This is a genomic window from Acidovorax sp. GW821-FHT11A03 (assembly GCF_058809075.1).
In genome coordinates this window covers 528536-543324 of sequence record NZ_JBXASG010000002.1, presented here as the reverse complement: position 1 = coordinate 543324, position 14789 = coordinate 528536, and the positions used below count along the sequence as shown (strand labels likewise).

13 protein-coding genes are annotated in these 14789 nt (G+C 68.7%); 3 read left to right on the top strand and 10 right to left on the bottom strand.

Translation table 11 applies throughout. The features are described 5' to 3' along the window. Positions 1-387: 387 nt before the first annotated feature. From AC1RVY_RS06225 to AC1RVY_RS06200, 6 genes are read right to left on the bottom strand one after another with little or no spacing between them, the layout of a single operon-like run. Positions 388-792 (bottom strand): RidA family protein, encoded by a 405-nt coding sequence (locus tag AC1RVY_RS06225; RefSeq protein ID WP_492246287.1) that lies wholly within the window; start codon positions 790-792, stop codon positions 388-390. Beyond that, positions 789-2453, bottom strand: a complete 1665-nt coding sequence (locus AC1RVY_RS06220) for an AMP-binding protein (RefSeq protein ID WP_492805796.1) — start codon at positions 2451-2453, stop codon at positions 789-791. The genes AC1RVY_RS06225 and AC1RVY_RS06220 overlap by 4 nt, the downstream gene beginning before the upstream one ends. Positions 2454-2457: 4 nt before the next feature. Continuing rightward, a complete protein-coding gene (locus AC1RVY_RS06215) occupies positions 2458-3675 on the bottom strand; it encodes an acyl-CoA dehydrogenase family protein (protein ID WP_492805795.1) in 1218 nt (405 codons plus the stop codon). Positions 3676-3679: 4 nt separating this feature from the next. Beyond that, positions 3680-4534 carry an enoyl-CoA hydratase family protein gene (locus AC1RVY_RS06210; protein WP_369641273.1) on the bottom strand — a complete coding sequence of 285 codons (855 nt, stop codon included), beginning with the start codon at positions 4532-4534 and terminating at the stop codon, positions 3680-3682. Next, positions 4531-5022, bottom strand: a complete 492-nt coding sequence (locus AC1RVY_RS06205) for a MarR family winged helix-turn-helix transcriptional regulator (protein WP_218297242.1) — start codon at positions 5020-5022, stop codon at positions 4531-4533. The genes AC1RVY_RS06210 and AC1RVY_RS06205 overlap by 4 nt, the downstream gene beginning before the upstream one ends. A 2-nt stretch (positions 5023-5024) precedes the next feature. Beyond that, positions 5025-7385, bottom strand: coding sequence for a bifunctional salicylyl-CoA 5-hydroxylase/oxidoreductase (locus tag AC1RVY_RS06200; protein WP_492805793.1), 2361 nt, complete (start codon positions 7383-7385; stop codon positions 5025-5027). Positions 7386-7491: 106 nt separating this feature from the next. On the opposite strand from AC1RVY_RS06200, the gene AC1RVY_RS06195 reads away from it, so the two are divergent. The 3 genes from AC1RVY_RS06195 (at position 7492) to AC1RVY_RS06185 (ending at position 9687) form a co-directional block, all read left to right on the top strand. Next, complete coding sequence (locus AC1RVY_RS06195) at positions 7492-8760, top strand: class I SAM-dependent methyltransferase (protein ID WP_492805791.1); 1269 nt, start codon at positions 7492-7494, stop codon at positions 8758-8760. Positions 8761-8846: 86 nt separating this feature from the next. Next, positions 8847-9164, top strand: a complete 318-nt coding sequence (locus AC1RVY_RS06190; RefSeq protein WP_218297239.1) for a DUF1840 domain-containing protein — start codon at positions 8847-8849, stop codon at positions 9162-9164. A 133-nt stretch (positions 9165-9297) separates the two neighbouring features. Beyond that, positions 9298-9687 carry a nuclear transport factor 2 family protein gene (locus AC1RVY_RS06185; protein ID WP_492805789.1) on the top strand — a complete coding sequence of 130 codons (390 nt, stop codon included), beginning with the start codon at positions 9298-9300 and terminating at the stop codon, positions 9685-9687. A 48-nt stretch (positions 9688-9735) separates the two neighbouring features. On the opposite strand, the gene AC1RVY_RS06180 is transcribed toward AC1RVY_RS06185, so the two are convergent. The 4 genes from AC1RVY_RS06180 to AC1RVY_RS06165 form a co-directional block, all read right to left on the bottom strand. Next, complete coding sequence (locus AC1RVY_RS06180) at positions 9736-10728, bottom strand: Bug family tripartite tricarboxylate transporter substrate binding protein (RefSeq protein ID WP_218297390.1); 993 nt, start codon at positions 10726-10728, stop codon at positions 9736-9738. 375 nt (positions 10729-11103) lie between these two features. Beyond that, on the bottom strand, positions 11104-12093 hold the full coding sequence (locus AC1RVY_RS06175) for a tripartite tricarboxylate transporter substrate-binding protein (protein ID WP_218297238.1): 990 nt from the start codon (positions 12091-12093) through the stop codon (positions 11104-11106). Between the two features lie 389 nt (positions 12094-12482). Then, positions 12483-13730, bottom strand: a complete 1248-nt coding sequence (locus AC1RVY_RS06170; RefSeq protein WP_218297237.1) for a phenylacetate--CoA ligase family protein — start codon at positions 13728-13730, stop codon at positions 12483-12485. Positions 13731-13937: 207 nt separating this feature from the next. Next, positions 13938-14750: an ABC transporter ATP-binding protein gene (locus AC1RVY_RS06165; RefSeq protein WP_218297236.1), complete on the bottom strand. Its 813-nt coding sequence runs from the start codon at positions 14748-14750 to the stop codon at positions 13938-13940. Positions 14751-14789 lie beyond the last annotated feature (39 nt).

Sequence of the window (14789 nt, the reverse complement as noted above, 5' to 3'; positions counted from 1 at the left end):
CTCCCCACCCCCATCTGGCTGCGCCTGCGGCGGGGCGGTTGCGGGGTGAGCATGGGCGTCGCAGCGCCCATGCTTCGTGCTCTGACTCGCCGTGGTTGTCCGAGTGGCGCGCGCCAGCGCAAAACGAGTTCCACGGCGCACCCCGCAACCGCACCGACGCAGGTTTGCCCCTTCGCAACGCGAAGGGGTCGCAGACTGTGGGTCGCCTTTCTTTTGGGTACTTTTCTTTGGCGAAGCAAAGAACAAGTACCTCGCCCGCCGGGGCGACATCCCGGCCTCCGCCCTTCACTCAGGCACGGCGTGAACTATAAGAACAATAGCTAACAGCCATTGAAGGACAGGCGCAAACCGATGATTTGCCTTCCAATCCCGTTGCAAAGATATCGCTCACCCGGCATCCGGCACCACCGCCGTCGCCTCGATCTCCACCTTCGCCCGCTCCTCCATCAACCCCGCCACCTGCACACACGCCATCGCCGGAAAATTTTTCCCCAGCACCTCTCGGTACACCGCGCCCAGCTCCTTCAGCCGTGCGTTGTATTCCGTGCGGTCCACCACGTACCAGGTCAGCCGCACCAGGTGCTCGGGCCCCGCGCCGCCGGCCTCCAGCACCGCACGCACGTTCAGCAGCGTCTGCCGGGTCTGGTCGATGAAATCATCGCTCTCGAACTGCTGCTGCGCATTCCAGCCGATCTGGCCGCCGGTGAAGACCATCGTGCCGCGCGCGGCCACGCCGTTGGCGTAGCCCTTGGGGGTCACCCAGCCTTCGGGTTGCAAAAGGGTGTTCTTCATGGTGTCTTGGTCGAGGAGGGGGTGGTGGTCGTGGCGGCGACGGCGCCCTGGCGCAGCTTGAAGCGCTGCAGCTTGCCGGTCTCGGTGCGGGGCAGGGCCGTGACGAACTCCACCACGCGCGGGTACTTGAACGGGGCGATGGTCGCTTTCACATGGTCCTGCAGCGTCTTGACCATGGCCGCGTCGCCCGTGTGGCCGGGTTTGAGCACGCAGATGGCCTTGACCACCATGCCGCGCTCCTCGTCGGGCACGCCGATCACGCCGCACTCGGCCACGGCGGGGTGGCGCAGCAGGGCGTCTTCCACCTCGGGGCCGCCCACGTTGTAGCCGGCGGTGATGATCATGTCGTCGTCGCGCGCCTGGTAGAAGAAGTAGCCGTCGGCGTCCTGCGTGAACGCGTCGCCGGGATAGTTCCAGCCGTCCTTCACGTACTTGGCCTGGCGCGGGTCGTCGAGGTACTTGCAGCCCGTGGGGCCGATGACGGCGAGCTTGCCCACGGTGCCCCGTGGCACCTCATGGCCATCGTCGTCCACCACCTTGGCGGTGTAGCCGGGCACGACCTTGCCAATGGCGCCGGGGCGCGTTTCGCCGCCCGCCGACGATACAAAGATGTGGAACATCTCGGTGGCGCCGATGCCGTCAGTCATGTCGATGCCGGTGGCGTTCTTCCACAGCTGGCGCGTGGCGTCGGGCAGGCCCTCGCCGGCGCTCACGCAGATGCGCAGCTGGGGCAGGCCGATCTGTTGGGCGAACGGCGCCATCTGCCGGTAGAAGGTGGGCGCGGTGTAGCAGATGGTGACGCCCGCGTCGCGCATCAGCGTCACCATGGTCTGGGGCGTGTAGGGCTGGTCCGGGAAGTACACGCTGGCCCCGGCCCACATCGGGAACACGAGCAGGCCGCCCAGGCCGAAGGTGAAGGCCAGCGGCGGCGATCCGGCCACGATGTCGTCGGGCGTGGCGCGCAGCACGTGGCGCGGCCAGGCCTCGCAGGCGGCCAGCACATCGCGGTGGGTGTGCACGGCGGCCTTGGGCGCGCCCGTGGTGCCGGAGGTGAAGGCCATGAGCGCGATGTCGTCCGCCGCCGTGGGGCAGTGCGGTGTGGTGCCGGGTTTGTCCTGGGCGCGCTGGATGAGGTCGGCCGCGTCGGGCGCGGTGTGGAAGGGCACGATGGTGGCGAGCACCGGGTGCTGCGCCTGCGCCGCCTGCAGCTCGGCCAACAGGCGGCCATCGCACAGCGCCAGCGTGGGCTGGGCGCGCTCGATGATGCTGGCCAGTTCGCCCGCGCGCAGCAGCGGCATGGTGGCCACCGCCACCAGCCCGGCGTAGACGGTCCCCAGCCAGGCCAGCGCCATCTCCACCGTGTTGCCGCCGCGCAGCAGCACGCGGTTGCCGGGCACGAGGCCGTGGTCCTGCGTGAGCACCTCGGCGATGCGCGCGGCCTCGGTCCAGGCGTCGCGGTAGGTATATGTGCGGTGCGGGCCGCGCAGCAGGGGCCGGTCGATGTGGCCCGCGCGCTCGGCCTGATCGAACAGGGCGTGCACGAGATTGACCTGGTCGGGGATCTGCTGCTCCGGCAGGTCGTAGCGCAGCGTGGGCCAGGCCCCGGGCGGGGGCAGGCGGTCGTGCACGAAATGGTCGGGCTGGGCGGATGCGGCTTTCATGGGATCACTCCTGCAGGACGGCCTTGCCGATGATGAGTTGCTGCACTTCGGTGGCGCCTTCGTAGATGCGCAGCGAGCGGATGTCGCGGTACAGCGACTCGACCTTGCTGCCCACTTCCACGCCGCGCCCGCCGTGCAGTTGCAGCGCCATGTCGATCACGCGCTGGGCGTTTTCGGTGGCGGTCATTTTTGCCATGGCGGCTTCGGCAGTGACGCGGGTGCCTCCGCGTTTTTCGCCCTCGTCGCGCAGCCAGGCCGCGCGGTAGGTGAGCAGCGCGGCGCTGTCCACCAGCGCGGCCATCTCGCCGATCCTGGCCTGCGTGAGCTGGAAGTCCGCCAGCGTCTGGCCGAACATGCGGCGCTGGCGCGCGTGGTGCACGGCCTCGGCCAGCGCGCGGCGCGCCATGCCCAGCGCGGCGGCGGCCACCGACGCGCGAAAGATGTCGAGCGTGCGCATGGCCAGCTTGAAGCCGCCGTGCAGTTCGCCGAGCAGGGCAGTGGCGGGCACGGTGCAGTTGTCGAACTGCAGCGTGGCCAGCGGGTGCGGCGCCATCACGTGGATGTGCTCGGAGGCATCCAGGCCCGGCGTGTCCGCGTCGACGATGAAGGCGCTGATGCCGCGCGTGCCGCCGGCGGGGTCGGTCTTGGCGAACACGCAGTAGAAGTCTGCAATGCCGCCGTTGCTGATCCAGGTCTTGGTGCCGGTGAGGGAATATGAGTCTTTTTGGCCGCTAGCGCTTGGTGGATAAGCGCTGGTAGCTACTGTTTGCATAGCGCCCACGTCGGACCCTGCCTCGGGCTCGCTGAGCGCGAACGCCGCGATCAGCTCGCCGCGCGCCACGCCCTGCAGGTAGTGCGCCTGCTGCGCCGGGCTGCCGGCCAGGGTGATGGCGCCGCTGCCCAGGCCCTGCATGGCGAACGCAAAGTCCGCCAGCGGCGAGTGGTAGGCCAGCGTCTCGCGCAGCAGCACCAGCGCGCGCGAGTCGAGCGCGGGCAGCGCGCCGCCCTGTGCGGCGGGCACGCAGTAGCGCAGCCAGCCGTCCGCGCCCAGGCGCCGCACCCAGTCGCGGCAGGCGGCGCGGTCGTCGGTCTCATCGACCTGCTGGGCGGCGGCCCAGGGCACCAGGCCCTCGGCCAGCGCGCGGTGGGCGTCGTCGAAGAAGGGCAGGGCCAGGTGCGCCGTCGAGGGCGGGCGGGGGGCCGGGGGGGTGGCGACGTGCATGGGCTCAATCTCCCTGGAACACAGGTTTCTGCCTGGCGGCAAACGCCTCGTAGGCGCGTCGGAAATCTTCGGTCTGCATGCAGATGGCCTGGGCCTGCGCCTCGGCCTCGATGGCCTGCTCGATGGTCATGCTCCACTCCTGGCTGAGCATGGTCTTGGTCATGCCATGGGCGAAGGTGGGGCCGCCCGCCAGCGTGCGCGCGGTGGCCTGCACGTTGGCCAGCAGGTCGGCGCTTTCATACAGGTCGTTGAAGAAGCCCCAGGCCAGGCCCTCGTGCGCCGTCATCGCGCGGCCGGTGAACAGCAGCTCGCTCGCGCGGCCCTGGCCGATCATGCGGGGCAGCAGCGCGCAGGCGCCCATGTCGGCACCGGCCAGGCCCACGCGGGTGAACAGGAACGCAGTCTTGGTGGCCTCGGTGCCGTAGCGCATGTCGCAGGCCAGCGCCATCATGGCGCCCGCACCGGCGCAGATGCCGTCGATGGCGCCCAGCACGGGCTGCGGGCAGGCGCGCAGGGCCTTGACCAGGTCACCCGTCATGCGCGTGAACTCCAGCAGCTCGGGCATGGTCATGGTGGTCAGCGGGCCGATGATCTCGTGCACGTCGCCGCCCGAGCAAAAGTTGCCGCCCGCGCCGGTGACGACGATGGCCTTCACGTCGGTGGCAAACCGCAGCGCGTAGAAAAAATCGCGCAGCTCCGAATAGCTCTGGAAGGTGAGCGGGTTCTTGCGGTCCGGCCGGTTGAGCGTGACAGTGCCCACGCCACCGTCGAAGCTCCACGCGAAATGCTCGGCCACGTAGCTGGCCTGGGGGTTGAACTGCTCGCGCATGGGGTTGCTCGCGCCGATGAAATGCTTCATTCCGTGGTCTCCAAAGAGTTGTTCTGGGTGTGTTCCTTGACCTTGCCCAGCAGGCGGTGCAGGGTGCTGATGTCGCGCTCGCCCAGCGTGGCGAAGGCCTCCACGATCCATTGCTCGTGCTGGCGCGCCATGTCGATGAACTGCTGGCGGCCCTGCGGCGTGAGGCGCACGAGGTACGCGCGGCGGTCGCCTTCCACGTCCATGCGCTCCACCAGCCCTTCGGCCACGAGCTGGTCGGTGATGCCGGTGATGTTGCCGCTGGTCACCATCATGCGGCGCGAGAGGTCCTTCATCTTCATGCCCTCGGGCGCGCGTTCCAGCTGCGCCATCAGGTCAAAGCGCGGCAGCGTGGTGTCGAACTGCGCGCGCAGGTGGCTGCGCACCTGTTTTTCGATGAGCTGGGTGCAGGTGAGCATGCGCAGCCACAGGCGCAGGGCCTCGGGGTGCTCGCTGGGGGCGGCGTCGTGCAGGCGGGCTTCAAGGTCCATGGCTAGCCTTCTTCCTCGGGTGCTCTGCTTTTGGTAGCTGCCTGCGCTTGATTGGCAAGCGCTGCAAGCTGTTTTTGTTTGGAAATCTCGCGCAGCATCTGGTCGCGGCCGCTGGCGTACTGCACGGGCCAGTCGGTGTGCGCGGCGGCCACGGAGCTCAGCTGCGCGGCCGCGTGCAGCGTCCAGGCCGGGTCGGCCAGGTGCGGGCGGGCAATGGCGCACAGGTCCGCACGGCCTGCGGCAATGATGCTGTTGGCGTGGTCGGCCTCGGTGATCGCGCCCACGGCCATGGTGGCGATGCCCACCTCGTTGCGGATGCGGTCGGCGAACGGGGTCTGGTACATGCGGCCGTACACCGGCCTGGCGGCGCGCGTGGTCTGGCCGGACGACACGTCGATCAGGTCGGCGCCGGCCGCCTGGAACAGGCGCGCGATCTCCACCGCGTCGTCCGGCGTGGTGCCGCCCGGCGCCCAGTCGTGGGCCGAGATGCGCACGCTCATGGGTTTGTCGGCCGGCCACACGGCGCGCACGGCAGCGAACACTTCGAGCGGGTAGCGGCAGCGGCCCTGCAGGCTACCGCCGTACTCATCCGTGCGCTGGTTGGTGATGGGGCTGATGAAGCTGGCCAGCAGGTAGCCGTGCGCGCAGTGCAGCTCCAGCCAGTCGAAGCCGCAGGCCACGGCGCGGCGGGCGCTGTCCACGAAGGCGGCGGTCATCCGGTCCATGTCGGCGCGGGTCATGGCGGCGGGCGCCTGGTTCTGCTCGCCGTAGGCCAGCGCGCTGGCCGCCAGCAGCGGCCAGTTGCCGTGGGGCAGCGGCTCGTCCGTGCCCTCCCAGCCCACGCGCGTGGAGCCCTTGGGGCCGCTGTGGCCCAGCTGCAGGCCGATCTTGGCGGTGCTGCTGCCGTGCACGAAGTGCACGATGCGCGTGAACGCGGCCTGCTGCGCGTCGTTCCACAGCCCGGTGCAGGCGGGGGTGATGCGGCCCTCGGGCGTGGGGCTGGTCATCTCCACCATCACCAGCGCCGCGCCGCCGAGTGCGCGCGCGCCCAGGTGCACCAGGTGGAAGTCCTGCGGCACGCCATCGACCGCGCTGTAGGTGGCCATGGGCGAGACGACGATGCGGTTCTTGAGCGTGAGGCCGTTGAGCGTGAACGGTGTGAGCATGGGGGGAATAGCAGCTTTGCCGCCTGCCAACCACGCCTCGTAGCCCTCCAGCCATGCGGCATCGCGCAGTCGCAGGTTCTCGTGGCTGATGCGCTGGCTGCGCGTGAGGAGCGAGTACGCGAACTGCTCCACCTCCATGCCGGCGTAGCGGCCCACGTTCTCGAACCACTCGGTGGAGTTGCGCGCGGCGTTCTGGATCTTGAGCACCTCGACGCTGCGGCGCGCCTCGTAGTGGGTGAGCACCTCATCGATAGGCAGGCCCGTCGAAAATTCGTTCGCCAGGTCAATCGCGTCTTCCAGCGCGAGCTTGGTGCCGCTGCCGATGGAGAAATGCGCGGTGTGCGCCGCGTCGCCCATCAGCACGATGGGCACGCGCTTGCTGCCGATGGTCTCGCGGTGCACCCAGGTGTTGCAGATCACGCGCGGGAAGCGGATCCAGTTGGCCGAGCCGCGCAGGTGCGTAGCGTTGCTGATGAGCGCGTTGCCGTCCAGGTATTTGGCAAACAGCTTCTCGCAGAATGCAATCGCCTCGGGCTGCTCCATCTGGTCCAGGCCGTGGGCCTTCCACACGACCTCGGGCGTCTCGATGATGAAGGTGGAGGTGTCGGCGTCGAACTGGTAGGCGTGCGCCTGGAACCAGCCGTGCTCGGTCTGCTCGAAAGCAAACGTAAAAGTATCGAGTTTTTTGTGAGTGCCCAGCCAGACGAAGCGGCACTGGCGCAGGTCGATGTCGGGCTGGTAGGTGGCGGCGTAGCGGGTGCGGATGCGGCTGTTGAGGCCGTCGCTGGCGATCACCAGGTCGGCCTGGTACTGGGCGGCCAGCGCCTGGTCGTCGGCCACGTCGGTCTCGAACACCAGCTCCACGCCGACCGCGAGGCAGCGGTCCTGCAGGATGTTGAGCAGCCGCTTGCGCCCGATGCCGCAAAAGCCGTGGCCCGAGGAGCGCACGCTGCGGCCCTTGAAGAACACCTCGATGTCGTCCCAGTGGTTGAACGCATCGCCGATCAGCGCGGCCGTCGGTCCGTCGGCCGCGCGCAGGTTCTCGAGCGTCTGGTCCGACAGCACCACGCCCCAGCCAAAGGTGTCGAACGGCCGGTTGCGCTCGACCACCGTGACCCGGTGGGCAGGGTTTTGCTGCTTCATGAGCAGTGCGAAATAGAGGCCTGCGGGCCCGCCGCCAATGCAGAGGATGTTCATGTGAAAATAGTTTAGACCTAAACAAAATACTGTCAATGGGGCCTTCCCGGCGGGGGCGTGCGGGGAGGTGTTGACGCAGTGCAGCACCCATTCAAAAATAGGCGGCATGAAGCACTTGCTGCACACCCTGGAGGGGCGGCTGGCTGCGTTGCCAGTGCCCATGGCCGTCCAGCTGCCCGCCGGGCAGCAGCTGGGCGCGTCCGAGCCCGCCGTCACGCTGCGGTTTCGCGACCGCATGGCGCTGGTGGCTCTGGCGATGGGCGAGATCGGCAACGTGGGCGCGGCCATCGTCGAGGGCCGCGTGGCGCTGGAGGGCGGCATGCGCGACCTGATGGCCGCCGCGGCGGGCCTGCTCACCCGCGACCCGGCCCGCGAGCAGCACAGCGGCTGGTGGCGCCGGGTGCTGGCGCGGGCACGGTCCATGGCGGCGCACACGGTGGCCCGCGATGCCCGCCAGGTGCAGTTCCACTATGACCTCTCGGACGACTTCTACGCGCTCTGGCTCGACCCGCGGCGCGTCTATTCGTGCGCCTATTTCCGGGATGCGGGCATGTCGCTGGCCCAGGCCCAGGAGGCCAAGCTGGACCACATCTGCCGCAAGCTGCGCCTGGCGCCCGGCGAGCGGTTCCTGGACATCGGCGCCGGCTGGGGCGGCCTGCTGCTGTGGGCCGCGGAGCACTACGGCGTGGATGCCACGGGCATCACGCTGTCGCGCAACCAGTACGCGCATGTGCAGCAGCTCATCGAGGCGCGGGGGCTGCAGGGCCGTGTGCGGATGCAGCTGTGCGACTACCGCGAGCTGCAGGCGGACCGGCCCTTCGACAAGGTGGCGTCCGTGGGCATGTTCGAGCATGTGGGCCGCGCGCAGATGGAACGCTACTTTGCCACCGTGGCCCGGCTGCTGCGCCCGGGGGGCCTGCTGATGAACCACGGCATCACGGCGGGCGCGGTGGACAACGCGCAGCTCGGCGCGGGCATGGGCGACTTCATCGAGCAGTACATCTTCCCCGGGGGGGAGCTGATCCACGTGAGCGCCGTGCTGCACGACATGGCCCGGGCGGGCCTGGAAATGGTGGACACCGAGAACCTGCGCCCCCACTACGCGCGCACCCTGTGGGCGTGGTCCGACGGGCTGGAGGCCCGCCTGCCCGCGGCGCGCGAGGTGCTGGCCGCGCAGTCCGGCGCCGAGCAGGGCGACAAGGTGCTGCGTGCCTACCGCCTGTATCTGGCGGGCAGCGCGCTGGGGTTCGAGCGCGGCTGGATGGCGCTGCACCAGATGCTGGCCACGAAGCCCGACGGCCAGATGGCGGCCGGGGCCCTGGCCGGCGCACAATCGGACTATCCGTTCACGCGCGACTACATGTACAACCGCTGAACCTGAGCGGCCCGCAAACGCCTGTCCACCATCGCCGTGCCGGGTTTGCCGGCCGCTTCAAGCCCTACCGAGGAATACGTTTCACCATGCTCTACAAATTCAAGTCCCGCGCTGCCGCCGATCTGATCATGCTGGAGCCGCAAGGGCGGCAGATCGTGACCATCATGGGCAAGACACCCGGTGCGAGCGGCATCGTGACGGCGGCGCAGATCCCGGGTGCCATCGCAGCGCTCGAGGCCGCCGTGGCGGCGGAGGAAACGCTGCCCCCGCCCGAGGACGCCAGCGACGATGCCGTGGCCGAGGAGCGCGCCGACACGGTGCGCCTGCGCCAGCGGGTGGCGCCGTTCATCGAGATGCTCAAGCGCAGCGCGGCGGCGGACGTGGACGTGGTCTGGGGCGTGTAGCACCGCATGAATGGCGGCGTGGCCGCGCGGGAGTGGCGGCGCGCCAGCGCGGGCTCCCGCTGTCCGCCCTGCCGGGCCCCTGTGCGGGCCGGGTGCCATGCCCTCCTGCGCTTTCCTTGTTTCACCATCCATCATGATCCACGACCCTTCGCCGCCGGCCGTCGTGCAGGCGCAACTCGATGCCTACAACGCCAGGGACATCGAGGCCCTGCTGGCCACCTACGCCGCCGATGCGCAGCAGCATGTGCTCCATGGAGAACGGCTCGCGCACGGGCATGCTGAAATGCGGCCGCGCTTTCTGGCGCGTTTTGCCGAGCCCGACCTGCATGCGCGGCTGCTGTCGCGCACGGTGATGGGCGGCGTGGTGGTGGACCTCGAACTGATCACGCGCAATTTCCCGGAGGGGCTGGGCACCCTGGAGATGCTCTGCGTCTACGAGGTGGCCCAGGGGCGGATCCAGCGGGCCTCGTTCGCCCAGGGCGAGAAGCGCTTGCTGGCCGCGCCCCCCTCGGCGCCACCGTGACTTGACCGACAGGCGGCTGCGCCGGGGGCCTGCCGCCGGCGTGGCGGGTCAGTCGACCTTCGCTCCCGAGGTCTTCACCACCTGCGCCCACTTCTTGTGCTCGCTGTCGATGTGCCTGGCGAAGTCCGCCGGCGTGTTGCCGCCCGGGATCGCGCCCTGCGCCACGAGCCGTTCCTTCATCGCGGGCGTGGCCAGCGACCTGGCGACTTCCTGCTGGATGCGGTGGACGATGTCGGGGGGCGTGCCCGCGGGAGCCAGCAGGCCGAACCAGGAACTGGCCTCGTAGCCCTTGAGCGCGGGGCCGCCCGCCTGCTCCACCGTGGGCACGTCGGGCAGCGCGCTGGAGCGCTCCGAGCTTGTCACGGCCAGCGCGGTGAGCTTGCCCGCCTTGATCTGCGCCATGGACGAAGGCAGGTTGTCGAACATCACGTCCGCATTGCCCGCCACCATGTCCATGAGGGCCGGGCCCGAGCCGCGGTAGGGCAGGTGCAGCATGAAGGTGCCCGTCATGCTCTTGAACAGCTCGCCCGCCAGGTGGATGGACGTGCCGTTGCCGCTGGAGGCCATGTTCATCTTGCCGGGGCTGGCCTTGGCCACGCGGATGAAGTCCTGCACGTTGTGGATGCCCTGGGCCTTGGCCTTGTCGGCATTCATCACCATCACGTTGGGCACGGCGGCCACCAGAGTGATGGGCACGAAGTCCTTGATGGGGTCGTACGGCAGCTTGGCGTACAGCGCGCGGTTGATGCCGTGCGTGCCCACGGTGCCCATGAGCAGGGTGTAGCCGTCGCCGGGGGATTTCGCCACGATCTCGGCGCCCACGTTGCCGCCCGCGCCCGCGCGGTTGTCCACGATGAACTGCTGGCCGAACGCGCGCGAGAGTTCGGGGGCCATTGCGCGGGCCAGGATGTCGGTGGTGCCGCCGGGCGCGAAGGGCACGACGATGCGCACGGGCTTGGTGGGCCAGCCCCCCGCGGCGGGCGTGGCCTGGGCGTGGGCGGAGCCCGGCGCGAGCAGGGTGGCGGCCGCCGCGATGGCCATGGCGCCCAGCGCGCTCAGGGTGAATGCGAACGCCAGGGCCTCGCGGCGGCTGCGCGCCGGGGCGCGGGGCTGGGAGGTGCTGCGCGCAAGGTGGTGGTGGGCTTGTCGATGTTGCGCCATGGGCGGGCTTTCGTTGTGAGGGAGGATCTGCCGGCAAGAGAATGCCACGGTGGTCCCCTTTTTACGCGGGCCGGCATGCCGGGGTTCACATGGATTACCCGGAGCGCGGCGGCGTGCGGCGGCCCGTGGCGGCGCGGGCAGGAAAAAAGCCACCAGGCCCCGGGGGGCGTGGTGGCTTGCCTGCTTCCTTCAATCCTTCAAGCAATCCTGAGCACCGCAGCCCGCAGGGTCGCGGGCTGGGGGCGCAGGTGCCGATCAGTCCGCGTAGGAGCCCGCGGCCTTGATGGCGGCGCCGAATTTCTCGGTTTCGGACAGCACGAACTTCTTGTGCTCGGCGGGTTCGACGCGCTTGTCGGTGGCCACCACGGCGCCCAGGCCTTCCTGCTTCTTGATGAACTCAGGGTCCTTCAGGGCCACCTTGAGGGCTTCGTTGATCTTGGTCAGCACCGGTGCAGGCGTGCCCTTGGGCGCGTACAGGCCGTGCCAGATGGTCACGTTGAAGTCCTTCACGCCGGATTCGGCCAGCGTGGGCAGGTCCTTGAGGGCGGGCGTCGTCAGGCGCTTGGAGGTGGTCACGGCGTAGGCCTTGACCTTCTTGGCCTCGATCTGCGAGGTGGTGTTGGTCGTCTGGTCGCACAGCAGGTCGATCTGGCCGCCGATCAGGTCGGTGATGGCGGGCGCGGTGCCCTTGTAGGGCACAGCCGTCATGTCGACCTGCACGGCGCTCTGGAAGATCAGGCCGCACAGGTGCGAGGCCGAGCCCTGGCCTGCATTGCCCAGGTTGATCTTGCCCTTGTTCTGCTGCAGCCAGCCAGCCAGTTCCTTGTAGTTGTTCGCGGGCATCGAGGGACGCGCGATGAGCGTCATGGGCACGTCGTTGATGATGCCCAGGTACTCGAAGTCATTGGCCACGTTGAAGGCCAGCTTGCGGTACATGGTGGGCATGGTGGCCATGCTCACGTGGTTCAGCAGCAGGGTGTAGCCATCGGGTGCGGCCCGCGCCACCTTGGCGGAGCCGATGGTGCTGCCCGCGCCGGCGGAGTTGTCCACCACCACGCTGATGCCGCCCAGGGGCTTGCGGATGGCTTCGGCCAGGTCGCGCGCCACGCGGTCGGTGGGGCCGCCCGCGGCGTAGGGGACCACGATCGTGATCGTCTTGTCCTTGGCGGGGAACTCCTGGGCGCTGGCGCCGAAAGCGGTGGCTGCGGCGGCAGCGATCAGTGCGAGTTTCAGCATCTTTTTCATGGTCTCTCCTGTGAATGACGGGCCATGATAGCGAGGGGGGTTTACGGGAACATTGCGGATATTACGTAGCCCGCCCGGGGCAGGGGCTTTAAGTGAAAAAGGCCTGCAGCGCCCGTCAATAAAGCGCTAAATGCTATAAAAAAAGGAGTATTGATTAGGGTAAACACTGCGGTGACCCGCCGTGCCAAGTGGGCATTTCTTGCGTTGCCGCAAACTGCAGGTGGTCCAGTGACCGGGTGCCTGTGTGTCTGCCTGCACGCTTGCACCGCACCGCTTCAGTCCTCTGCGCTCGATACCGGCGCAGGCCAGGCGGGAGGCGCCGAGCAAGGGCCGCCCCGCAGCGAGCGGGCCGTCCCCTCGGGGGAAGGCGCCGAAGGCGACGCAGGCGGCTACTTGTAACTCCGCGCGTCCTCGATCACCTTGCCGTCGTTGGGCAGGGTGCCCGGGGCCACCATCTGCACATCGCCGCGCAGCTTGGTCACCTCGCGGATGGCGTCGCCCAGCTGGCGCGCCAGGCCCTCGGCGGTTTCGCTGGTCTCCACCTGCAGCACCATCTGGTCGTTGGCCATCTCGCCGCTGACCACCAGCCGCGCGCGCAGCACCTGCGGAAAGCGCCGCGCGATGGTGGCCACCTGGCCGGGGTGCACGAACATGCCGCGCACCTTGGTGGTCTGGTCGGCGCGGCCCATCCAGCCCTTGATGCGGGTGTTGGTCCGGCCCGTGGGGCAGTCGCCGGGCAGCACGGCCGACAGGTCGCCGGTGCCAAAGCGGATCAGCGGGTAGTCGGGGTTGAGCGTGGTGACGACCAGCTCGCCCACCTCGCCCTCGGGCACGGGGTCGCCGGTGCCGGGGCGCACGATCTCCACGATCACGCCTTCATCGAGCACCAGGCCCTCGCGCGCGCTGGTCTCGTAGGCGATCAGCCCCAGGTCGGCCGTGGCGTAGCACTGGTAGCCGCTGATGCCGCGCTCGGCGAACCAGTCGCGCAGCGAGGGGGGGAACGCCTCGCCCGAGACCAGCGCCTTGGTCACGCTGGGCAGCGCGATGCCCATTTCCGCGGCCTTCTCGACAATGATCTTGAGGAAGCTGGGGGTGCCGATGTAGCCCGCTGGCCGCAGTTCGGCCATGGCCTGCACCTGCTGCTCGGTCTGCCCCGTGCCGCCCGGAAACACGGTGCAGCCCAGCGCGTGGGCGCCGGTTTCCATCATCGAGCCCGCGGGCACGAAGTGGTAGCTGAAGCTGTTGTGGATCAGCTCGCCGCTGCGAAAACCCACGGCATGGATGGCCCGCGCCATGCGCCAGTAGTCGCGGCGCGTGCCCTCGGGCTCGTAGATGGTGCCGGGGCTGGCGAATACGCGGGTCATGCCGGGGCCAAAGCCCAGCGCGCTGAACCCGCCGAACACGTTGGCGGCGCGGCCCGCCTGCTGGCGCTCCAGCAGCTCGTACTTGCGCGTGACGGGCAGCTGCGCCAGCGCAGCGCGGCTGGTGACGGCGGCGGCATCCACGCCCGCCAGGATGCCGGCAAACGCGGGCGATGCCTGCTGGGCATGGGCGATCTGCCGCGGCAGCGCGGCCATCAGGGCCGCTTCGCGCTCTGCGGGGCTGCGGGTTTCCAGGGCGTCATAGAACGTGCTCATGCCTGGTGTTCCTTGTGAAGTGGTTTGAAGTGAAATTGGCCTCTAGCGCTTGTCCATCAATCGCAATCAGCTATGAATTTGGGAGTGGATTCATCCGTGGTCTCAGAAAGTGCGCTGCTCCCGCCAGCGCACCCGTGGAACTGGCTTCGCCAGGCCACCGGGTGCGTCCCCCTGAGGGGGAAGGCGCGCAGCGCCTCAGGGGGCACGTCAAGCCAGCCAGCGCTTGCGCCGCTTGTAGCTCTTCACATCCTTGAAGCTCTTGCGCTCGCCACCGCCCACGCCCAGGTAGAACTCCTTGACGTCCTCGTTGCTGGCCAGGTCGCTGGCGGCGCCGTCCATCACCACGCGGCCGCTTTCCATGATGTAACCGTAGTCCGAGTACTTGAGCGCCATGTTGGTGTTCTGCTCGGCCAGCAGGAAGGTGACCTTTTCCTTGGTGTTCAGGTCCTTGACGATGTTGAACACCTCTTCCACGATCTGCGGTGCCAGGCCCATGGAGGGCTCGTCGAGCAGCACCATGCTGGGGTTGGCCATGAGCGCGCGGCCGATGGCGCACATCTGCTGCTCGCCGCCCGACGTGTACGCCGCCTGCGAGGTGCGGCGCGTCTTCAGGCGCGGAAAGTAGTTGTAGACCTTCTCCAGGTTGGCCGCGATCTCGGCCTTGCTGGTACGGGTGTAGCTGCCCGTCATCAGGTTCTCTTCGATCGTCAGGTGGGCGAAGCAGTGCCGCCCCTCCATCACCTGCACCACGCCGCGCTGCACCAGGTCGGCGGGCGAGAGGTTCTCGATGCGCTCGCCACGCAGCTCGATGCTGCCCTTGGTGACCTCGCCGCGTTCGCCCTTGAGCAAATTGGAGATGGCGCGCAGCGTGGTTGTCTTGCCCGCCCCGTTGCCCCCCAGGATGGCCACGATGCTGCCTTCGCGCACCTGCAGCGAGACGCCCTTGAGCACGAGGATCACGTGGTTGTAGATGACCTCGATGCCGTTGACGTTGAGAACGATGTTGCTGTTGGAGTCCATGGTCTTGCCTTCCTGTGCCAATCCAAAAAGCTGCTGCAC